Raw genomic sequence first — 20,609 nt, 5'->3', positions numbered from 1 at the left:
GGCACCTCCCGCTCGGAGAACCGTGTCACATCAAGTGCGAGTCATGGAGACGCCACCCTCGACGAGCAGCGTCGTACCCGTCACGAAGCTCGACAGATCGGACGCAAGATACAGCGCCGACTTGGCGATCTCTTCTGGATGGGCCATCCGTTTTAGCGCGTGGATGCTTTCGACAAATGCTTTCTGCTCGGGCGTGCTGGTTGCCTCACGCCCCATCTCGGTGTCGGTACCGCCCGGCATCAGCACGTTGACGCGCAAACCGGACGGACCGTACTCGGCGGCGAGCGTGCGCGTCAGGCCCACGAGGGCAGCCTTGCTTGCGGAATACGCAGCCATCCCGGGAAAGCCAACCGTGTAGCCGACGAACGACGACGTGAAAATCAGCGAGCCGTGCTGGCGCGCGAGCAGCGCTGGAATCTGATATTTCGCACCGAGGAAAGCGCTCGTCAGGTTGGTCTCGAGCGTGTCGCGCCAGCCGTCCAGCGTGATGTCGGTGACGCTACCGAGCGCTCCCATCGTCGCGGCGTTGTTGAACGCCACGTCAAGCCCGCCGAAACGGCCGACGGCCAACTCAACAGCATTCTTCGCGCAACGCTCGTCCCGCACGTCGCCTGCGAGTGCCACCGCCTTGCCACCGCAGTCGGCAATCTCGTCGACCAGCGTGTCGAGCAGCGCCGCACGGCGCGCAACTAGAACGACGCTCGCGCCTTCCTTCGCAAACATCTTTGCCACCTCACGGCCGATGCCTGAGCTGGCGCCCGTCACGATCGCAGTCTTGTCAGTGAGAAGAGCCATGTCCATTTCATTTTGATGATCCGAGCGGCAGCGTAGGCGTCGGTGCGCCGTCCAACACTCCGATTCTTGCGACTCAAATCCATGCGGTGCGTTGGCGTTGACGGCGCGAAGGCAAGGAGAGCGCGGCACGCCATGGAACGTGCCGCAGCCGATCAAACCGTCACGACGATCTTGCCGAACTGCGTGTTCGATTCAAGAAAGCGGTGCGCGTCGACGATCTCGTCAAACGCAAATGTCCTGGCGATTACCGGTCGCAGCGCTCCCGACGCCAGTCCATCGAGGATGAACGCCTTCGCAGCCTCGAGCTTGACTGGGTTGCCGGTGATCTCGTGCACGAGATAGCCACGCAGCGTCAGGGTCTTGCTCAGCACAGCAAACAAGGGGAAAGGCGTCGGCTCCGGGCTCAGGCCACCGTATTCGATGAGGATTCCGCCACGCGACATGGCTGCCGTGAGCGGCTCGAAGATCGGGCCGCCGATCGAGTCCAGCACCACCCGCACACCTGCCGCCCCTGCAATCTGCTGCAGCCGGGCCGCGAGATCCACCTCCTCGGTCGCAACCACGTGGGCGGCACCCGCAGCGAGCAGGGCGGGGGCCTTTGCCGACGTCCGGGTGATGGCAATGGGTGTCGCGCCGACGGTGTTCGCGATCTGGATTGCAGCCAATCCGACACTGCTGGATGCCGCCGTCACAGCCACAAAGTCGCCTGGGCCAAGCTTGGCGATGCCGATCAGCGCACCGTAGGCAGTGAGATACGGCATCCAGACCGCAGCCGCTGCCTCCCAACTGAGCAACGGTGGATGCTTGACGACCAGCGCGGCAGGAAACGTGACCAGCTCGCCGTATGCAGGCCAGCGGACCATCGACTGCGGCGGCACGATGCTGACGGCATCGCCCGGCGCAAACGCCGTCACACCGGCACCCACCGCCTCGACAACACCCGCTGCCTCCAACCCAAGCCCGGAAGGGAACGTCGGCTTCTCGATATACGCCCCCGCGCGCAGCAGCGCTTCGGCCCGATTGAGCCCCAGCGCCTTGACGCGCATCTGCACCTCGCCCTGGCCCGGCGGCAGCACATCGACGTGTTCAATGTGCAAGACCTCCGGACCCCCATGCTGATGAAAACGGACAACGCGTGCCATATAGCCCCCAGTCGAAACTCAATAAAGTTAATCCACTGTAGCTGCGCACTTTTTTTCGATAAATGGTCGATAATCGATGAGAGTAGAAACCAATGGTTTTTAATATGGACCGTCTGACCAGCATGGCCGTGTTTGTGAAAGCCGTCGACCTCGGCTCGTTTGCGGCCGCCGCAGACGTGCTCGGCCTATCCGGCCCGATGGTCGGCAAGCATGTGCTCTCGCTGGAAACGCGCCTGGGTGTGCGCTTGCTCATTCGCACCACGCGGCGCCAGAGGCTGACCGACTTCGGGCAGGCCTACTACGAGCGCTGCAAGGTCGTGCTGGCCGAGGCGGAAACGGCAGATGCGCTCGCGGCCGATCAACTTGGTGAACCGCGCGGGAGGTTGCGCGTCACCATGCCCGTGCACTTTGGCCGGCGTTGCGTGGCCCCCGTGCTGCTGCGGCTCGTGCAGCAATACCCGGCGCTGGAGTTGGATCTCTCGTTCAACGACCGTTTCGTCGATCTGGCCGAAGGCGACTACGACATCGCCATCCGCACCGGCAGTCTGGAGGACAAGGCAGGTGTGATCGCGCGTCGTGTGGCCCGGCAGCGCATGATCGTCTGCGCATCGCCCGCGTATCTCAATGTGCATGGGTATCCCACGACCGTCGACACACTTGGTCAGCACCAGGCCATCGTGTACCGCCGGTCTGGCCGCATCAGCCCCTGGCTCTTTCCGAGTGACGGGCATCCACCGGAGGAGATCATTCCGCTCAATCGGATGCGGATGGATGATCTCGACGCGATTGCCGATGCCGCGGCCCTCGGCATGGGGCTCGCATGGCTTCCGTCCTGGCTGGTCAGCGATCGCATCCAGACAGGCGCGCTGGTTGCGCTATTGCCCGACCGCCCTGCGTTTCTCTATGACGCCTACGCACTGTGGCTGCAGACGCCGCACTTGCCGCGCAAAGTCCGCATCGCCGTTGATGCGCTTGCCGAGGCACTGCCCGCGCTGATGACGTAAGCAGCGCCCGTGTTGTGATGTGGATAACCCCCACCTCCCTTTGTGGATAACTTGTCGGACAAGCGTGTTGGTTTTGCGGGGGTGGAATGTCGATGGTGCGCGAACAACTTGTCCACACGCAGAGGGCCGTGGATGCGAGTGACCCCACTCATCCACACCGGCGCACATTCGGTCCGATGGGTTGTGCGTGCTGCAAACCATTGACGCTAAAGGGCTTTTTTGGGATATCCACAGAAACTATCCACCGTTATCTACTACTACTATCTTTATATATACAAAGACGTAAACAGAAACAGACAGCAGGCAGCAGGCAGCAGGCAGATTTGGGCCGCCGCATTTTGAAGCACGGCCGAATCGCCATCATGTCATCTCACGTCATGTCACGGCAGCGGCCATCGCTTGGGCGCTGATCACGAGGTTGCGTCCGGCGGCCTTGGCTTGGTAGAGCGCGGCGTCGGCGGTTTCGATCAGCATGTCGGTGCTGACGGGCTCCACGCCGGGCATCACCGTGGCACAGCCGGCGCTGACGGTGACGTAGCGCGACGGCGCGGCGGTTTCGATGCGCAAGCGGAGTACGGCTTCGCGGGCACGTTCGGCGAGCGACTGCGCGTCGGTTGCGTTGGTTTCCGGTAGAACGATGACGAACTCTTCACCGCCGTAGCGCGCGATGAAGTCCGCCGGCCGACGCACCACGCCAGCCAGCGCAGCGGCCACCGCCACGAGGCTGGCATCACCGCGCAGGTGACCGAAGGCGTCGTTGTAGCGCTTGAAGTGGTCCACATCCATCATCACCAGCGAAAGCGGGCGTCCGCTGCGTTGCGCGGCACGCAGGTGGGTGCCGATCCGCTCGTTGAAGACGCTGCGGTTGTACACGCCGGTCAGGGGATCGTGCATGGACGTCTGCCGCAACGACACGTGCGCCTCGAACAGCTGCCGGTACAGCATGGTGACTTGCCACACCAGCACGCAGACCAACACCCCGGGCGCGAACATGCTGAACAGGCGCGCGACATACCAGCCGACGGTAAAGCGGTCGGGGCTGAGCAGGTTCAGGGTGGTGTCCGTGAGGCAGGCGAGTGCGGCAATGGCCAGCCAGACATCAAGCACGGCGCGCAAGCGGCCGCTGGCCACGACGGCCAGCACGGCGATGACGTTGATTGTCCACAGGGCGGCGGCCACCGGGTTGCCGGCATTGGTTTGGCCCAGCGGAGGCGGCAGGTTGGCCACCAACGCCACGCCGCACAGCAACGCGCCCACGGCCACCGGCCCGCCAATCAGCAGCCAGGCCCATTGGTAGATCTGGCCTGCGCGAATGGCGTCTTGCGACACCCGCTCGCGCACCAGCACGGCCACGATCACGAACCACGGAAAGCCGCCGTGCCAGAAGACCCACATCCACACCGCGCTGGTAGGCCGTGCGCCCAACAGGCCGGTGGGCGAGAACAGGCCCGGAAACATCAGCAGTTGCAGGGCAACGGCCAGCGCCGTAAAGGCATAGGCCCCGCCGAGCGCCGCCAGCATCGGCTGCCGCGTCACGGTGAATTGCGCGCCCAGCAAGAATGCTGCGATGACGGCCGTGGTGAAGACGGTCAACGCGCACATCGGCATGAACGGCGGGATGGCGGGCCAGGGCAGACTGGCATTCGGCGCACTGAGCCCCAGCGTCAGCAGGATCAGAAGCGCGACGGTGCCGGCCAGGACGAACTGCGCGCGCGTCGTCGGCTGGATCAGCAAGCTTTCCATCTCCACCCCCCGGGGCTCGTTGTGGTCTTGCGTGTGCGATTCGCCAAGGGGCTGCTGTGACTCCGGCAGCGCCCGGTCACGCCATGTTGGGCGCCCTGGCGGCGCGTTGACGTGTCTCCATCATAGGCAGCCGCTGGCGAGGGGAAAAGCCTAGGCAGGGATCAGGGTCGCTGTGCCCCGCCTAAGTCTGGCGGCATAGGCTTGCGCGCAGTCCGGCTCCAAGGCAATTGAAGGGAACACCCGGTACGGTGCACCGGACAAATCGCCGTCAATGAACGCCGCACATGAAATCACGCCAGCCGCTGGCCTACGTTGTATGGAATCGCTGAATCACACCTTGTTTCTCTGGATCAACGCGCCGGCGGACCCGTCGCCCGCCATCGTCTGGCTGGCCATGGCGTTTGCTGAATACGCCATCTGGCTGGTGCCGCTCACCCTCGTGGCGGGCTGGCTATGGGGCGAGCCGACCACGCGCCGGCAAGCCTTGCAGACCGGGGTGGCCGCGGCGCTGGCGTTGCTCGTCAACGTGGGCCTGGGTCTGCTGTGGTATCACCCGCGCCCGTTCGCGATCGGCCTGGGTACGAACCTGTTGCCGCACGCGCCGGACTCATCCTTCCCCAGTGATCACCTGACGGCGTTGTGGACGGTGGCGTTCAGCCTGATGTGGAACGCGCGTCTGCGCCCCGTGGGCGTATTGCTGGCGCTGCTGGGTTTGCCGATGGCGTGGGCGCGTGTCTACCTGGGCGTGCACTATCCGTTCGACATGGTGGGCGCGGCGGCCGTGTCGGCGTTCTGCGCGTGGCTGTGCAGCGGGCGCGTGGCGCATACGCTGTCGGAGCCGTTGCATCGCCTCGGGCTGGCAGTGCATGGCGTGGTACTGGCGCCGTGCGTGCGGCGCGGCTGGGTGCGCCGGTAGCGTTGGGCGTTCACCCATGCCGGCGCCAGGCGCGCCAGAACAGCACGAGGGCGACCACCGTGGCCGCCACGTTGTACAGCATCGCCAGGGCAAAGGCATGGTCGTAGTGCGCGGCGTGGCTGGCAGCGTCGATGCCGTCCGCGCCCTCCACATGGCCAAGCAGCGAGAACAGCAGCACACCCACCACCGTCACGCCCACTGCATTGCCGACCGCCTGCATGGTGGTGACCGTGCCGGCGCCCATGCCGGCCTGGGCGGTTTCCACACTGCTCAGGATGGTGTTGAGCGACAGCGGCAGCACCATGCCCTGACCAAAACCGCCAATCACCAGTGGCACGAGCAGCCATGCATGGCTTGCACCGGCCTGTGCCATCGTTGCCAGCAGCGCGAGGCCCCCGGCGAACAGCGCCATCCCGAGCCATAACGCGCGCTGCCCGATGCGCTCGGCCAGGCGGGGCGCGATCAGCGAGCCGGAAAAATAGGCAACTGCCGCCGGCGTAAACACCAGCCCCGCCATCAACGGCGACAACCCACGCCCAAACTGCAGCAGGATCGTCAGCGCCAGAAAATACGAGCTGATGGCCGTGTAGAACAGAAAGATCGCCAGCACGCCCAGCACGAAGCTGCGGTTGCGGAACAAGGCCATCTCAATGATCGGCACGCCGCCCGCGGCCGACAGCGCGCGCTCCACCCGGACAAAGTACCGGAACACCACCAGCGAGGCCAGTGGCACGGCCCAGGACCACCACGGCCAACCGGATTCGCGACCCTGCATGATGGGCACCAGCAGCATGCCCAGCGCCGCCGCGCCGGCCACCGCACCGTGCACATCGAGCCGCGCCGCCACCGGCGCCCGCGACTCCGCAACAAAGGCACGCGCTGCCAGCAATGCCGCAATACCGATCGGCACATTCACCAGGAACACCGCCCGCCAGCCGGCAGCATGCGCGGCCAGCGGATGCGCGATCAGCAAGCCCCCGATAATCTGCGAGACCGATGCCGCCACGCCTTGCACCGCGCCCATGGTGCCGAACGCGCGGCGGCGCGCATCGCCATCAAACAGCACGCGTACCGAGGCCATCACCTGCGGCATCAGGATCGCGGCGCCCAAGCCCTGGCCGACGCGCATGGCAATCAGGATCCACGGTGTCGTTGCCAGCCCGCACAGCGCCGAGGCCAGCGTGAACAGCGCCATGCCCACCAGGAACATGCGCTTGCGCCCGAACAGGTCGCCCAGGCGCGCACCGTTGAGCAGGAACACCCCATACGCCGCGCTGTAGCCCACCATCACGAGTTGGATTTGCGCAAAGCTGGCGTGCAGGCTCGCGCGGATGTCCGGGATCGCCACGTTGACGATGAACAGGTCGAGGATGGTGACGAAGTTGCCAGTCAGCAGCGCGGCCAGTGCCGGCCAATGCCGTGTAGCAGCAGGCGCGGCGACGCGGCCGCCTGCAAGGGAGTCCGTTGACATAGCGGGGCTCGATAATTAATATACGGTCGTACGTATACTAAAGGTGAATCGGCTTACGTCAAGGACCGATTGCGGAGGCCCCACTTGTCCACAGGGTATTTGCCATGAATGAAACCGACGGCCGGCGCCTGCGTGGCGAACGCGCGCGCGCCCAGGTGCTCGAACACGCCACCACCATCGCCTCCACCGACGGGCTAGAGGGGTTGACCATCGGCCGCGTGGCCACGGATGCCGGCGTGGGCAAGGGCAACATCCAGGCGCTCTTCGGCGACAAGGAAACGCTGCAGCTCGCCACGCTCAATGCCGGTGTCGAGCATTACTTCACAACAGTGGTAGAACCGGCGTTGGCGCTGGAGAGCCCGCTGGCCCGCCTGCGCGCGCTCACGGAGGGCTGGTTCGACTACGTGGCCAGCGGGCAGTCGCCGGGCGGGTGCTTTGTCTGCGCGGCCAGCTACGAATACCGCGCACGCCCCGGCGCCATCCAGGATCGCGTGCGCAGTTACCGCCAAACGGTGCGTGCGCGTTTTCGTGACGTGATTACGGCGGGCATGGCCGCGGGCGAATTGCGCGCGGATCTGGATATCGACCAACTCATCTTTGAAATCGAGTCGTTTCGCTCCAACGCCAACGTCGCATTTTTGATGGACGACATGACGGTGTTTGAACGCGCCCGCCGCAGCACGCAAGCGCGCATCAACGCCGCCGTCGCTTAAACCGGCTCGGTCGCCGGGGCCGCCCCGCATAGCGGCGAACACCCGCACCGCATCGTGGGGTACGGAACGTTATGGCCACGGCCCTCTCTATGTCCGGGGTGGCCACAACACTCGGTACCTATTTTGTTGCGTTCAGCACAGTCCACAAAGCCATTAATATGCGGCCTTTTCCGATGCGCTGAATGTACGAGCGGCGTGATACCGGAGTGCCTGCGCTATCTGACCTAAAATGTGTGCCGCAACGTTAATTTTTGCGGCGACGTTGTGGCACATTGGAGCCAGTTTTATTTGCAGCCGTCTCAAAACAAGTCGAATAGGAACCTGCCAACATGAACTGGACCGCGACCCGACCGATCCGCGTGGTCGTGCTCGATGACCATGCCGTCGTCCGTCACGGCCTGGCTGCGCGCCTGAAGCAGGAGGCCGACATCGAGGTGACCGGGATGTTCGCGTCGGGCCGGGAAATCGTGCAGGCCCTCAAGGACAACACGGTCGAAGTGGATGTCCTGTTGATGGACTATTCGCTGGGTCCGGCGGAAATCGATGGGCTCAACCTGATCCGTCTGATCCGCGTGCGGTATCCGGACTTGAAGATCCTGGTGGCCTCGGCACACCACAACAAGGCGACGGTCGGCATGGTGATGCATGCGGGCACCCGTGGGTTTGTCGGCAAGGAAGAGGAGTTGTCGGAGCTGGTCCGGGCGATCCGGACCGTGGCGGCCGGCGGCAAGCGCCTGAACGCCGCATTGGCGGCAGAGATGGGGCACGATGCGCTGGCTGACACGCCGGCGGCCGCGCCGGCCACAGATGCCGCAAAACTTTCCGCTCTCGTTGACCGCCCCGAACTGAGCCCGCGCGAGCGCGAGGTGCTGCGCTGCTGCCTCGACGGCATGTCGGTGACGGACATCGCTGAAAAGTTTGCACGCAGCATCAAGACCATCAGCTCGCAGAAGCGATCGGCCTATCGCAAGCTGGGCATCGAAAACGATATCGAGCTCTTCAAGATCAAGCAAGAGCTGGAGGGGCAGTGAGCGCCAGCGGGTCTGCGCGACCCCGCCCGCGCGTGTTGGTCGTCGATGACCAACCGGCCAATCTGCTGATCCTCGAATACCAACTGCGTGCGCTCGACTGCGATGTCGAATTGGCTGCCGATGGGGCCCAGGCACTGCAGAAAGCGGCGGCGGAGTCGTTTCACCTCGTCCTGCTGGACTGCCAATTGCCCGATATTGACGGCTACACCGTGGCCGAGCGCATCCGCACGCGTGAATCCGGCACGGGCGCTCACACGCCCATCCTCGCGATTTCCTCCACCACAGACGATGAGCACCAGCAGCGCGTGATGGCCAGTGGCATGGACGGCATGCTGACCAAGCCGATTCACGACGATGTGCTGCACGACCTGATCGCGCTGTGGTGTGACAACGGTGATGCCTCGCCCGCACCGATGCCGGTTGCCGTCGATGCAGGGCAGGATCTGTGGCGCGTCTATCTGGATTCGCTCGATGACGATCTGGACCGCCTGGCCCGCGCGATGGCCACGCACGATCTGGAGGCGACCCGCCACGCGGCGCATCGCCTCAAGGGGGCGGCTCTGGCGGTAGAGCAAGGCGCGATCGCGCAGCGTGCCGCCGCATTGGAGGCGGCGCTGAAGCAGACCGCCGCCATCCCTGCCGACGCGCAGGACACGCTGGCCGAACTGCGCCGCCAGCGCGACGCATTGCACGCCGGCAGCACCGCCGGCTGACCGCCACTGAACGCCTGAGCAGCTCAGGCGTTGTGCAGCACACGCAGCAGCAGGTTCTCCAACTGCTTGACCTCGGCTTGCGAGAACCCGCGCAGCAAATGGTTCAGCACGTCGATGATCAAGGGCCGGATCTCCGGATACAGCGCACGCCCTTGCTCGGTCAGTGAGACCACCACCGAGCGGCGGTCCGCATCACTGGGCGCGCGCTTGACGATGTTCTTCTTCTCGAGCCGATCGATCAGCCGCGTCATCGCGCCCGGATCGTAGTGCAGCAGGCGCGAGAGTTCGGCCGGTGTGGTGGCCAGGTCTTCGGCCAGGTAGATGACCACCGTCCACTGCGCGGCGGTCAAATCCAACGACGCCAGGGCGCTGTCGATGTTCGTCACCAACGCATGCCGGACCCGGTGCACGAGCCGGCCGATGTTGGTGTCGCGATCCATGGTGTCAAGCTGGTAGGCGCCCTCGGTAATGGTGCTCGCGGTGGCGGCTTCAGGTGGTGCTTGTACGTCAATACTCATGATGGTGCTCCCCGTTCTGCCGGTGATCCGGCTTGTCAGGCGCGCCTTGCGTTCCCTGTCTGCCCCGGTTGCGCGGGCGTGCTCCATTGCACACTAATCTTCGCTTGCCCAGGCCGTCAAGCCGGGATCGACACCAACGCGCATCATCAAATTTCATTGGATACCGCACCAAAACGATTGCGGTTACCAAGGGGTGGGCGGCTTCGTATCATGGTTGAAACGTCGCGGCCGCACGCGGTGCGAACCATGTGGCGCGACGTGCCTTTCCTCCTCCAAATTCCCTTTTTCAGTGCCATGAACCTCCACCTTCAGAACAAGCTCGCCCTCGTCAGCGGGTCCACCAAGGGCATCGGCTATGCCATTGCTGTAGCACTGGCTGCCGAAGGCACCCGCGTCATCGTCAATGGGCGCACCGAAGCGTCCGTGAGCGACGCCGTCGCACGCGTGCAGGCCGATGTGCCCGATGCGCAAGTCGAAGCGTTTGCCGGCGATTTGTCCGACCCGGCCCAGGTCGATGCCCTGGTCAGCCGCTTTCCCAAGGTCGACATCCTCATCAACAACCTCGGCATCTTTGACCCGCTACCGTTCGAAGCCATCGACGATGCGCAGTGGCTGCACTTCTTCAACGTGAACGTAATGAGCGGCGTGCGCCTGTCCCGCGCGTACCTGCCCGGTATGCGTGCGCAGAACTGGGGCCGCATCGTGTTTCTCAGCAGCGAGAGCGGCGTGCAGATCCCGGCCGAGATGATCCATTACGGCGTGACGAAGACCGCGCTGCTGGGCCTCTCGCGCGGGCTGGCGGAAGTGACCGCCGGCACGGCCATCACAGTGAACGCCGTGTTGCCGGGGCCAACGCGTTCGGAAGGCGTCGATGAGTTTGTCGGCAAGCTCTCGGGTGGCCAGAGTTTTGAGGCCTTCGAGAAGACCTTCTTCGAGACCGCCCGGCCGACCTCGCTCATCAAGCGCTTTGCCACGCCGCAGGAAGTGGCCAATCTGGTGGCGTATGTGGCGAGCCCGCTGTCGTCAGCGACCACGGGCGCTGCGCTGCGGGTGGACGGCGGGGTGGTGAAATCGGCGTTCTAGGTGCACCGAGGTTGGCTCAGTGCCCGCCAGGCATTGCAATTGGCTGCCTGACCGGCACAATGCGAGCCTGAACGGCTTTTGAGGACCCTGATGCAACGGCGTTGGACGATGTGGTGGCTGGCGGCAGCAGCGCTGGCGCTGGTGGGCTTACCTGCGCAGGCTCAGCCAGCCGCCCCCGAGGTGGAACCGCAAATCGGGTTCTACTACGGGCGAGATGTGCCGGTTCCCGAACTGCAAGCGTTCGACTGGGTTGTGCTGGACCCGGCCAGTGCCGGTGCGTTTGACCCGAAGCAGCCATCGCCCACCGCATGGTTCGCGCGGGTCGATCTTGCACAGCAGGCCGATGCAATGCGCAGGGCCAATTGGCCTGCCGACGTGCTCGATGCGGTGTTTGCTCCGCTGCTGGTGCAGGGCTACCAGGGCTTCCTGCTCGACGGGCTCGATACGCTGCAGCGTGCTACCCCCGATGCCGGCAACGCTGTGGCGGCCTTGCTGCAGGCGCTGCACAGTCGCGCGCCTCAGACGAAGGTGCTGGCCGGTGGCACCGCATGGCTGGATCGGCTTGCCCCGCAACTAGCGGGCGTGGTCACCCCGGGGCTCGTACGCGAGCGGGTGGGCGACACGAGTTTGCGGGATGTGTCCGAGGCCGATCGCGCTGCCCGCGTCGCCGCGCTGCGCAGCATCGGCACGCAGTATCACCTGCCCGCTGTCGCGCTCGATTACTGCGCCAGCTACACCCGCGCGTGCTTGCGCGACACCGCCAACGTGGCGCGCTCAGCGGGCGTCACCGCCTACGCCACCACACCCGCTGTCGATGTCATCGGGATCGGCCGTCTGGAGGTGATGCCGCGTCGCGTGCTGCTGGTCGAGCCGCAAGAGCCGGGCACCAGCACCAATACGCTGCCCTCGGTGCTGTACCTGGCCATGCCCCTCAACTACCTCGGCTACCGGGTCGAGGTGGCCGATGCGTACCAGCCGCTGCCCACCGTCACGCCGGATCGCTACGCCGGCGTCGTCACCTGGTTTGATGCCAATGCACCGCACCCTGGTGCCTGGGCTGCGTGGCTCAGGAGCGTGGTCGGTGCCGGCGTGCGCGTCGCAATGTTCAATCAGTTTGGTCTGCGCATGGATGCCGCCATGGCGCAGACGCTGGGCCTGGAGGTGGTGCCTGGGACGCCGTCGGAGGCGCTGTCGATCGTCTCGCGTGATCCCATGGTCGGGTTCGAGCTGCAACCGCACCCCGACCGACGCAGCACCGTGGGCGTCAAGGTGGGCCGGGGCACGCCGGGCGCGAAATCGCTGTTGCGCTTGTCGGCGGGAAGCTATGTGGTGGACGCGGCGGCCATCATGCCGTGGGGCGGCTACGTGCTGCAGCCCTTTGGCGTGTTCCGCATGCCCGATGTGGACCAGGCGCGCTGGGTGATCCAGCCATTGGCATTTCTGCGCGAGGCGCTGGCATTGCCCGCCATGCCCATCCCCGACACCACCACCGAAAACGGCCGCCGCCTGATGACGGTGCATATCGATGGCGACGGTTTTGCCTCGCGCACGGAGTTTCCGCCAGGCGAGTTTTCGGGGCAGGCGCTGCAGCGCGAGATCTTTGCGCGCTACAAGGTGCCGACCACGGTCTCCATCATCGAAGGGGAGGTGGCGGCCAACGGTATGTACCCCAAGCTCACGCCTCAGCTGGAGCCGATTGCGCGCAGCATCTTTGCGCTGCCGTATGTTGAGCTGGCGAGTCACACGTTCTCGCACCCCTTCAACTGGCTGCGGACGGTCAATCCACCCGAAGAGGCGGTCACGCCCACGGCCGGCGCCGCCGATTCCTTCTCGCTCAGGATTCCCAACTACCGCTTCAACCTCGACCGCGAGGTGGCCGGCTCGATCGACTACATCAACACGCGCCTGGCCCCGCCGGACAAGCGCGTGAAGGTGCTGCTGTGGAGCGGCAACGGCCAGGTGCCGCCGGCTGCCGTGCAAGCGGCCAACCAGGCCGGCGTACTCAGCATGAACGGCGGCGACACGTACATCACGCGTTCCAACCCCAGTTGGACGGCGGTGGCGCCGTTGGGTGTCGACAAGGGGGGTGGCCTGTTCCAGGTCTTCGCTCCCGCGCAGAACGAGAACATCTACACCAACCTCTGGCAGGGCCCGTATTACGGCTTCAGGCGTGCCGTCGAGACCTTCGAGCTGACCGACAAGCCCTATCGCTTCAAGCCGATCGGCATCTACTACCACATGTATTCGGGCACCAAGCTGGCATCGTTGACGGCGCTGCGGCAGGTGTACGACTGGGCACTCGCGCAACCGGTCATGCCGGTGTACGCGTCGGACTACATCCGCAAGGTGCTCGACTTCCGTAGCGTGGCCGTCGCCCGTGATGGTGACGCCTGGGTTGTCCGGGGCGCAGGCGACTTGCGTACCGTACGTTGGAGCGCCGACGGCGTGCCACACCTGGCCGACGCGCGTGACGTGGCTGGTTATCAGCCGGGCCCCGGAGGCACGTACATCCACCTGACGAGCGGCGCCGCACGCTTCTCGATCGACAGTGCCCCACAGGCGTTGCCCTATGTGCGCGAGGCCAGCGGACGATTGTCCAACTGGCACCGTGCGAGCGATGGCCGTTCGCTGTCGGTGGAAGTGGCCGGCTATGTGCACCCGTTCATCCGCTTCGCCAACGCACAGGGGTGCCGGGCCACCGTGGACGGCCGCGATGCCGGCACCGCGACGGGCGCAGATTGGCGCCTCGATCTGGGCCCGGGTGACCCGGCGAAACCGATACCCAGGCACGTAGAGTTGCGCTGCAGCCGCTGATGCAGCGGCGAAATGCTCAGAAAAAAGCGCAGATAAACGTTTGCGCTCAAGCTTTTCCCAGGCGATCCGTTGTTAACCCGACTGACCCTGAGGAGCAAGCATGCGAGCGTCTGCGCCCCAACGCCAATCTTCTGAACGCACCACGAGTCTGGGCACGCGGCTGGCCGTGATCGGCCTGGCTGCGCTGGTGCTCGTGTTCGGCCTCTTTGCACTGGCGATTTCGCAATCGAGCCTGCGCACGCTCGAAGCCAACATGCAGTCGGCCATGCACGACCAAGAGGCCGCCATGCGCGACATGATCGCGCTGTTCGACGGCACCATGCGCACCGAAGCCGATCGCTTCCTCACTGCCTTTGCCGATGCGGCGCCGGGCCCGTACACGGTTGACCCGGCGCAGACCGTGGAGGTGGCCGGCAAGCCCACGCCCACGTTCAAAAGCGGCGACACGGTGTTGAACCTCAACTTCACCGTGCCGGACAAGTTCTTCGCGCGCACCGGCGGCACCATCGCCACCGTGTTCGCTCGCACCGGCGACGATTTCGTGCGCGTGACCACCTCGCTCAAAAAGGAAAACGGCGAACGCGCCATCGGCACGCTGCTCGATCGCGCCCACCCGAGCTACAAGGCGCTGATGGCCGGCGAGCCGTTCCGCGGCCTGGCGTGGCTGTTTGGCGTGCCCTACATGAGCAAGTACGAGCCGGTACGTGATGCGTCCGGCAAGGTGATCGGCGCGCTGTACGTGGGCGTGGATGTGCGTTCGGAACTGGCGCTGCTCAAGGACAAGATCCGCGCGCACGGCATCGGCCAGAGCGGCGGCTACTTCGTCATCGACGGCAAGCCGGGCGCGGACCAGGGCAAGGTGCTGATCGACCGCAACACCGCGCGCGAAGGCAAGAACCTGCTCGACACCAAAGACGCCGATGGCCTGGCCTGGGTGCGCGAGATGATCGACCGCAAGGACGGCACGCTGCGCCATACGCTCGCCGACACCGATGGCGGTACCACGCGTGAACGCTTCACCGTGTTCACGCAATACCCGGATTGGAAGCTGGTGATTGCCGGCACGGCCTATGTGGATGAACTGGAAGCCGACCTGGTTTCCGCGCGCAACCGCTTCCTGCTCCTGGGCTTGGCTCTGGGCGCACTGCTGGCTGGCGGCCTGTACTGGATGCTGCGTCGCGCCGTGAGCACGCCGCTGGCCGAAGTGGTGAACGTGGCCCAGCGCGTGGCCGCTGGCGATCTCACGCATCGCCTGCCTGCCACCCGCCGCGACGAAATCGGCCAGCTCATGCGCGCCGTGAATGGTGTCGGCGATGGCCTCACGGGCATCGTCGACAAGGTCCGCGCCAGCGCCTCCACCATCGCGTCGAGCACCGGCCAGATCGCCGCCGGCAATGCTGACTTGTCTGCCCGCACGGAAGCCCAGGCCGGCAGCCTGGAGCGCACCGCATCGAGCATCGAAGAATTGGCCGCCACCGTGCGCCAGAACGCCGACAGCGCCCAGCACGCGCACGACATGGTGCAGTCCGCCAGCGAGGCGGCTAACGCTGGCGGGCAAACCGTCGAGCGGCTGGTCGGCACCATGTCGGGCATCCACGCCACAGCGCAGAAAATTGCCGATATCACCGGCATCATCGACGGCATCGCCTTCCAGACCAACATCCTCGCGTTGAATGCCGCGGTGGAAGCCGCGCGTGCCGGCGAGCAGGGCCGCGGCTTTGCGGTCGTGGCCGGCGAAGTGCGCAGCCTTGCCCAGCGCAGCGCGGCAGCCGCCAAGGAGATCAAGGAACTGATCAACCGCTCGGTGGAGGAAGTGCGGGCCGGCAACGAAGCCGCACGCGGCGCGGGCGACGCCATGCAGGACATCGTCACGCGTGTGGAGCGCATCGCCGGCCTGATGGGCGAGATCAGTCACGCCTCGCGCGAGCAGTCGCAGGGCATTGAAGAGGTCAATCGCGCGGTGACGTCGATGGACGAAGTGACGCAGCAGAACGCCGCGCTGGTCGAAGAAGCGGCTGCTGCCGCAGAGAGCCTGCGTCAGCAAGCCCAGGAATTGCGCGGCGCGGTGGATGTCTTCCGACTCACATGAGCGTGGCGGAAGGGCCTGGATGGGTGACACTCTGTTGCAATCGGCGCCGATCTGACGACCGATCTGTGCAAAGCTGTACCGCGCGGAACCGCAGCGGTGCCGTGGCGCTCGCAACAGGCTATCCGCCGGTTCTTTTTGCAACGGAACGTGGCGGCAGACCCATCAGCCCAAGCGCCAACGTCCATGTCAGCCATCGGTCACGCCTTCCATTCCGTCGTCGCCATTGACGATCACCCCATTGTTCTGGAATCCATCCAGGCGTTGCTTGCGGGTTCACCACACCTGCAACTCGTCGCCACCGCCGCCGATGGCGCGCAGGGCCTGCAACTGATCCGCTCGGCGCGGCCCAAGCTGGCCATCGTCGACATGAACCTGCCGGGCCTCGATGGCCTTGAACTGGTGCGCCGCGTGCGCGCCCAGCAGCAGGACATCGGCCTGGTGATGACCTCCGCCGAGACCACCGGCAACGAGGCGCGGCTCGCCTTCCTCGCCGGCGCCAACGCTTACGTTCCCAAATCCGAAGCGACGTCCGTGCTGACCGCAGCGCTCCTGCTGGCCGCGCGCGGCTACCTGTCCTTCCCGACTTCCGCGATGGGCGCGTCGGAAGGCGCGGGCCTGGCCACGCTCACCAAGCGCGAAATGCGCGTGAACCAGCTCGTCGCGGAAGGCCATCGGAACACCGAGATCGCCAAGCGCCTGGGCATCTCGCCCAAGACGGTCTCCACCTTCAAGCACCGCATCACCAAGAAGATCGGCCACTCCGCCTGATCGACAGGCGTTTGCGCAAAAAAAAGGACCGCTGTTGGGCGGCCCTTTAAAGTCGATATGAAGCTGTGAAACTGTCATTCAAGCTTCGGCCAGAATCATAAGCGAAAACCGTGATTCCTCAAGTCTTTAATTTTTATCATCATCTGGATTATTTTAATGAGCATGTGGCTTACAACCTGTAATCCATTGGATTTCAAGTTCGTGGGGCAGGCTTACGTGGATCATGGGCGGCGTTGTAAGTATTTGATTTGTTTTGGTAATTTATAAGAGGTGGATTAGGTTTCATATTTACCACAGAATGACTTCACTCATTGTTTGATCAATGGTCTCGGCATACATAATGGCCATCGATCGCAAATCCTTGCGATAGTGTTTTTCAAGGAAAACGATATGAAGATCAAGCTGTTTGCGGCTGCTGCCGCAGCCCTGGTTTCCGCAGGCGCATTTGCACAATCGAGCGTGTCCCTGTACGGCGTGGCTGACGCCGGCGTTGAGTGGGTGAACAAGGCCCCGGGCAATGGCGACTCGCGCGTGGCAATGCAGTCGGGCAACATGTCGGGTTCGCGTTGGGGCCTGCGTGGTGTTGAAGACCTGGGCGGCGGCCTGAAGGGCATCTTCAACCTGGAAAGCGGTTTCAACATTGACACCGGTACGTCGGGCCAACCGGATGCAAACGGCAATGGTCGTCTGTTCGGCCGTGCCGCTTACGTTGGTCTGCAAGGCCAGTGGGGCCAGCTGACCTTGGGCCGTCAGACGAACCTGCTGTACGACTTCGCGCTGAACTACGATCCGATGGCCATCGCTTCGCGCTACTCGATCGCCTCGCAAGACGCCGCCCTGGCTGGCCGTGCTGACAACGCCGTGAAGTACATCGGCACGTTCGGTGGCCTGACGGCTTCGGCGCTGTACTCGACGCGCAATGATGGTCAAGAGGTCGCCGGCAACAACAAGCTGGGCCGTGAATGGAGCGCCGGCCTGAACTACGCCAGCGGCCCGTTCGCAGTTGGTGCGGTGTATGACCAAATGAACAGCAACACGACCGGTCTCCTGGCGGACGTCAAGACGCAACGCGCCACCGTCGCCGGCACATATGCATTTGGTCCTGCCAAGCTGTACGCAGGCTATCGTTGGGCCCATGCAACCGGCCTGCCTGTCGACTCTGCTCGTTCCAACCTGTACTGGCTGGGCGCCGGCTACCAAGCTACGCCGGCTCTGACTCTGACGGGCACCGCCTACTACCAGAACTTCAAGACCACCGGTGCGGGTAACCCGTGGCTGTTCGTGGTGGGCAGCGACTACGCGCTGTCCAAGCGCACCGATGCATACTTGAACTTGGCTTACGCCAAGAACAGCAGCAACGCAGCGCTGCCGCTGGGCGTGAATGGTATCGGCGACGTGTTCACGAGTGCCGACGGCAGCACCAACAACCAAATGGGCGCTGTGGTCGGTATCCGCCACAAGTTCTGATCGACCTAGATCGGTTGCTTGAATGAGAAACCCGGGCTTTGGCCCGGGTTTTTTATTGGCTATTGCGTGCGGCGGTCTAGTGCAGGATCACCCGCCGCACCAGCGCCACCAGCGGCGGACGGATCGACCGCTCCAGCCCCGGGCGCAGCCGCAGCGGCTTGAGCAGCATCTTGGCCGCCATGTCGATCGGCAGGTGCGCCCGCACCATGGCGCTCACGCGGGAATTGAGTGCACGCACATCGGCTTCGGGCACGTCGTCCTCGCCGCGCTCGATCCGTAGTACGTTGCGCAGGGCGATCATCGAGTCTTCGTTCTTGATCTCACGCAGGCGCGAGGCGAGTGCCTTGAGTACCCGCATCCGGCCGACGCCTTCGCGCGCGTTGCAGGCGTTGAAGAAGCGGAAGAAGTGTTTGTAATGCCGGACTTCGTCGGCGGAGATGCGGCTGGCAAGATCGCGCAGCACGGGTTCGTCGGCTTCGGCGGCGGCCTGGGCGATGGCGCGGTAGAAGGTGGCGGTGCCCATCTCGACCACGCAGCGCGCCACCATTTCCAGCGCTTGCGTGGGCTCGAACTGGTCGACCGAACAGGTGACGGAGTATTCCTCGAAGAAGCGGGCGTAGCCGTGTTCCCAATCGAACTCCGGCCAGACGGTTTCGACGTAGCGGCGCAGCGCGCGGCCATGCTGCAACTCTTCGCGCTCCCAGTGGTGCGTCAACCAGTGTGCGGCTTCGGGCTGGTCGGCGTAGTACTGGGCGAGGTTGCCGGCGTAGAGGTCGGAGCCGCTTTCCACAAACGAAGCACAGACCACCAGGTAGAACAGCGTGCGGTTCTCGCGCACGCGCGCGACGTTGATGCCGCCGTAGTTGATTTCCTGCATCGACCACGGCATCGGCTGGCTTGCGGATGATGTTGCTTGATGAGCCTGTGACACGGCGCGTCCTCCGTTGGCGGTGCAGCAAAAAGCGGGCCGCTTCTAACATGAGAATGAAACATCACGTCTCGTGTTTCAATGACAGATTCGCGTCAACAAAGGTTCCTAACAGTAATCTCCTGCGGTTTAAGTGACGACATCGTCATGGCGTCGGCGTCGCTTCGGCGGGCTGTGCACCATCCAGCGCCGTACGCGTGTGCGCGTGCCGGAGCCCATACGTGAAGGCGCACAGGGCGACGAGCGCGCAGGCCACCATCGCCCGTTCCACAGCTGCGTAGCCGCCCGTCGCTTTCCACAGCAGCGCGCCGAGCCATGGCGCACTGGCCTGGGCCAGCAGCACGGGCGTCATCATCAGGCCGTTGAGGGTGGCGTACTGGTTGCGCGACACCAGTTCTGGCATGGCGATCGCGCGCAGCATGGTGTTGATGCCGTTGGCCGCCCCGTAGATGAGTGCGAAGGCTAACAGCAGGGGACCGCTGGAGAGCGCCAGCAGAACGAGCGCCACGGCCATGGCCGCGTACGTGGCCGGGGCGACGCGAACGGGATGCGCCAGGCGAAAGCGCATCATCGCCAGCCGGCCGAGCACTTGCGCCGGCCCAATGAGGGCCGCAATGAGCAATTGGCGGCCCGTTGGTACGCCCTTTTCGGAGAGCAGCGGGATCAGATGGGCGCCGAGCACCGTGGCGATCAGGCTGACGGCCACGAAGGCCAGCACCACGGCCCAGAACACGGGCAGGCGCAGCACCATGCGCCATGCCGAGGTGTGGATCGGCGCGGCGTCGTCGACTGTGCTCGCCGGCGCTGTCTGGGGCGGCCGCACGCGCAGTCGCAGATGCACTGGCAGGCAGATCAGCACCTGCACCAGTGCAAACGCCTGCAGCGTATGCCGCCAGCCGATGTGCTCCACGCCCCATTGCGCTAGCGGAATACAGATCGTGCTGGAGAACCCGGCGATCAGCGTGAGCCCGATGATGGGCCGCTGATATGCATCGCCAAACGCCTGGCGCAGCACGACAAACGCCGGGTCGTACAGCGTGGTGGCCATGGCCACGCCCATCGGCAGCCAGAGCAATAGGAACGCGGTTTGATTGGAGACTAGCGACCACGTCAGCAGGCTCCCCGCCGCCAGCATCGTGCCTGTGCCCATCACGCGGCGCGCGGGCCAGCGGTCCAGCGCGCGCCCCACCCAGAACGAGCACAGTGCCCACACCAGCAGCCCCAGCGAGAACCCGCCCGCCAGAAACGGCCGCGCCCAGCCGAGCGTGTCATGCATCGGCGCCAGGAAGACGGTGAAGGTGAAATACAGGGTGCCCCACGAGACCGTTTGCGCGAGGCCAAGCAGCAACACAAGGCGCCGACCTTCGGGCGAGGCTGGCGAGAGCGGGGAGGTCATGGAGGTGGAAGCGAAGGG

At 64.7% G+C, this 20,609-nt stretch carries 17 protein-coding genes; 10 read left to right on the top strand and 7 right to left on the bottom strand.

The features are described from left to right. Window positions 1-30: 30 nt before the first annotated feature. Both ACN9M1_RS15430 and ACN9M1_RS15425 read right to left on the bottom strand, forming a co-directional pair. Entirely contained in the window at window positions 31-795 is a 765-nt protein-coding gene (locus tag ACN9M1_RS15430) for an SDR family oxidoreductase (RefSeq protein ID WP_426395691.1), read from the bottom strand. A 152-nt stretch (window positions 796-947) separates the two neighbouring features. Next, the gene (locus ACN9M1_RS15425) at window positions 948-1,937 is read right to left on the bottom strand and encodes a zinc-dependent alcohol dehydrogenase family protein (protein WP_426395689.1); all 990 of its coding nucleotides are present in this window, start codon (window positions 1,935-1,937) and stop codon (window positions 948-950) included. A gap of 104 nt (window positions 1,938-2,041) precedes the next feature. On the opposite strand from ACN9M1_RS15425, the gene ACN9M1_RS15420 reads away from it, so the two are divergent. Then, window positions 2,042-2,941, top strand: a complete 900-nt coding sequence (locus ACN9M1_RS15420) for a LysR family transcriptional regulator (RefSeq protein ID WP_426395687.1) — start codon at window positions 2,042-2,044, stop codon at window positions 2,939-2,941. A gap of 375 nt (window positions 2,942-3,316) precedes the next feature. Here ACN9M1_RS15420 and ACN9M1_RS15415 read toward each other — a convergent pair whose 3' ends face one another. Next, window positions 3,317-4,684: a sensor domain-containing diguanylate cyclase gene (locus tag ACN9M1_RS15415; protein WP_426395685.1), complete on the bottom strand. Its 1,368-nt coding sequence runs from the start codon at window positions 4,682-4,684 to the stop codon at window positions 3,317-3,319. Between the two features lie 316 nt (window positions 4,685-5,000). Here ACN9M1_RS15415 and ACN9M1_RS15410 point away from each other — a divergent pair, with 316 nt between their 5' ends. Further along, window positions 5,001-5,600: an undecaprenyl-diphosphatase gene (locus ACN9M1_RS15410; protein WP_426395683.1), complete on the top strand. Its 600-nt coding sequence runs from the start codon at window positions 5,001-5,003 to the stop codon at window positions 5,598-5,600. Window positions 5,601-5,610: 10 nt separating this feature from the next. On the opposite strand, the gene ACN9M1_RS15405 is transcribed toward ACN9M1_RS15410, so the two are convergent. Beyond that, the gene (locus ACN9M1_RS15405) at window positions 5,611-7,071 is read right to left on the bottom strand and encodes an MFS transporter (protein WP_426395681.1); all 1,461 of its coding nucleotides are present in this window, start codon (window positions 7,069-7,071) and stop codon (window positions 5,611-5,613) included. Between the two features lie 104 nt (window positions 7,072-7,175). Here ACN9M1_RS15405 and ACN9M1_RS15400 point away from each other — a divergent pair, with 104 nt between their 5' ends. The 3 genes from ACN9M1_RS15400 (at window position 7,176) to ACN9M1_RS15390 (ending at window position 9,528) form a co-directional block, all read left to right on the top strand. After that, window positions 7,176-7,784 (top strand): TetR/AcrR family transcriptional regulator, encoded by a 609-nt coding sequence (locus tag ACN9M1_RS15400; RefSeq protein ID WP_426395679.1) that lies wholly within the window; start codon window positions 7,176-7,178, stop codon window positions 7,782-7,784. 329 nt (window positions 7,785-8,113) lie between these two features. Then, window positions 8,114-8,815: a response regulator gene (locus tag ACN9M1_RS15395; protein WP_426395677.1), complete on the top strand. Its 702-nt coding sequence runs from the start codon at window positions 8,114-8,116 to the stop codon at window positions 8,813-8,815. Further along, entirely contained in the window at window positions 8,812-9,528 is a 717-nt protein-coding gene (locus ACN9M1_RS15390) for a response regulator (protein WP_426395675.1), read from the top strand. The genes ACN9M1_RS15395 and ACN9M1_RS15390 overlap by 4 nt, the downstream gene beginning before the upstream one ends. Before the next feature lie 23 nt (window positions 9,529-9,551). On the opposite strand, the gene ACN9M1_RS15385 is transcribed toward ACN9M1_RS15390, so the two are convergent. Further along, window positions 9,552-10,046 (bottom strand): MarR family winged helix-turn-helix transcriptional regulator, encoded by a 495-nt coding sequence (locus ACN9M1_RS15385; protein WP_426395673.1) that lies wholly within the window; start codon window positions 10,044-10,046, stop codon window positions 9,552-9,554. Between the two features lie 294 nt (window positions 10,047-10,340). Between ACN9M1_RS15385 and ACN9M1_RS15380 the strand changes: the two genes are divergently transcribed. The 5 genes from ACN9M1_RS15380 to ACN9M1_RS15360 all read left to right on the top strand — a co-directional run bounded on the left by ACN9M1_RS15380 (window position 10,341) and on the right by ACN9M1_RS15360 (window position 18,267). Next, a complete protein-coding gene (locus ACN9M1_RS15380; protein WP_426395671.1) occupies window positions 10,341-11,129 on the top strand; it encodes an SDR family NAD(P)-dependent oxidoreductase in 789 nt (262 codons plus the stop codon). Window positions 11,130-11,219: 90 nt separating this feature from the next. Then, on the top strand, window positions 11,220-13,943 hold the full coding sequence (locus tag ACN9M1_RS15375) for a hypothetical protein (RefSeq protein WP_426395669.1): 2,724 nt from the start codon (window positions 11,220-11,222) through the stop codon (window positions 13,941-13,943). 100 nt (window positions 13,944-14,043) lie between these two features. Next, window positions 14,044-16,032, top strand: a complete 1,989-nt coding sequence (locus ACN9M1_RS15370) for a methyl-accepting chemotaxis protein (RefSeq protein ID WP_426395667.1) — start codon at window positions 14,044-14,046, stop codon at window positions 16,030-16,032. Between the two features lie 183 nt (window positions 16,033-16,215). After that, window positions 16,216-16,800 carry a response regulator gene (locus ACN9M1_RS15365; RefSeq protein ID WP_426395665.1) on the top strand — a complete coding sequence of 195 codons (585 nt, stop codon included), beginning with the start codon at window positions 16,216-16,218 and terminating at the stop codon, window positions 16,798-16,800. A gap of 390 nt (window positions 16,801-17,190) precedes the next feature. Further along, on the top strand, window positions 17,191-18,267 hold the full coding sequence (locus tag ACN9M1_RS15360) for a porin (RefSeq protein WP_426395663.1): 1,077 nt from the start codon (window positions 17,191-17,193) through the stop codon (window positions 18,265-18,267). Between the two features lie 76 nt (window positions 18,268-18,343). Here the strand turns inward: ACN9M1_RS15360 and ACN9M1_RS15355 are convergent, their stop codons facing one another. Both ACN9M1_RS15355 and ACN9M1_RS15350 read right to left on the bottom strand, forming a co-directional pair. Next, window positions 18,344-19,156, bottom strand: coding sequence for a ferritin-like domain-containing protein (locus tag ACN9M1_RS15355; RefSeq protein WP_426395661.1), 813 nt, complete (start codon window positions 19,154-19,156; stop codon window positions 18,344-18,346). Between the two features lie 184 nt (window positions 19,157-19,340). Beyond that, window positions 19,341-20,591 (bottom strand): MFS transporter, encoded by a 1,251-nt coding sequence (locus ACN9M1_RS15350; protein WP_426395659.1) that lies wholly within the window; start codon window positions 20,589-20,591, stop codon window positions 19,341-19,343. Window positions 20,592-20,609 lie beyond the last annotated feature (18 nt).

This window comes from Ralstonia sp. R-29 (assembly GCF_049913345.1).
Classification (GTDB): Bacteria; Pseudomonadota; Gammaproteobacteria; order Burkholderiales; family Burkholderiaceae; genus Ralstonia.
The sequence above is the reverse complement of the archived record's forward strand: the minus strand, read 5'-3'. Positions and strand labels throughout refer to the sequence as shown.

Excerpts from the sequence above, each read along its gene's own strand:
- ACN9M1_RS15370 (WP_426395667.1), top strand. The coding sequence starts at position 14,044 with ATGCGAGCGTCTGCGCCCCAACGCCAATCTTCTGAACGCACCACGAGT.
- ACN9M1_RS15385 (WP_426395673.1), bottom strand. The coding sequence starts at position 10,046 with ATGAGTATTGACGTACAAGCACCACCTGAAGCCGCCACCGCGAGCACC.
- ACN9M1_RS15410 (WP_426395683.1), top strand. The coding sequence starts at position 5,001 with ATGGAATCGCTGAATCACACCTTGTTTCTCTGGATCAACGCGCCGGCG.
- ACN9M1_RS15350 (WP_426395659.1), bottom strand. The coding sequence starts at position 20,591 with ATGACCTCCCCGCTCTCGCCAGCCTCGCCCGAAGGTCGGCGCCTTGTG.
- ACN9M1_RS15395 (WP_426395677.1), top strand. The coding sequence starts at position 8,114 with ATGAACTGGACCGCGACCCGACCGATCCGCGTGGTCGTGCTCGATGAC.
- ACN9M1_RS15360 (WP_426395663.1), top strand. The coding sequence starts at position 17,191 with ATGAAGATCAAGCTGTTTGCGGCTGCTGCCGCAGCCCTGGTTTCCGCA.
- ACN9M1_RS15415 (WP_426395685.1), bottom strand. The coding sequence starts at position 4,684 with ATGGAAAGCTTGCTGATCCAGCCGACGACGCGCGCGCAGTTCGTCCTG.
- ACN9M1_RS15430 (WP_426395691.1), bottom strand. The coding sequence starts at position 795 with ATGGCTCTTCTCACTGACAAGACTGCGATCGTGACGGGCGCCAGCTCA.
- ACN9M1_RS15375 (WP_426395669.1), top strand. The coding sequence starts at position 11,220 with ATGCAACGGCGTTGGACGATGTGGTGGCTGGCGGCAGCAGCGCTGGCG.
- ACN9M1_RS15405 (WP_426395681.1), bottom strand. The coding sequence starts at position 7,071 with ATGTCAACGGACTCCCTTGCAGGCGGCCGCGTCGCCGCGCCTGCTGCT.
- ACN9M1_RS15355 (WP_426395661.1), bottom strand. The coding sequence starts at position 19,156 with ATGCCGTGGTCGATGCAGGAAATCAACTACGGCGGCATCAACGTCGCG.
- ACN9M1_RS15420 (WP_426395687.1), top strand. The coding sequence starts at position 2,042 with ATGGACCGTCTGACCAGCATGGCCGTGTTTGTGAAAGCCGTCGACCTC.
- ACN9M1_RS15380 (WP_426395671.1), top strand. The coding sequence starts at position 10,341 with ATGAACCTCCACCTTCAGAACAAGCTCGCCCTCGTCAGCGGGTCCACC.
- ACN9M1_RS15425 (WP_426395689.1), bottom strand. The coding sequence starts at position 1,937 with ATGGCACGCGTTGTCCGTTTTCATCAGCATGGGGGTCCGGAGGTCTTG.
- ACN9M1_RS15365 (WP_426395665.1), top strand. The coding sequence starts at position 16,216 with ATGTCAGCCATCGGTCACGCCTTCCATTCCGTCGTCGCCATTGACGAT.
- ACN9M1_RS15400 (WP_426395679.1), top strand. The coding sequence starts at position 7,176 with ATGAATGAAACCGACGGCCGGCGCCTGCGTGGCGAACGCGCGCGCGCC.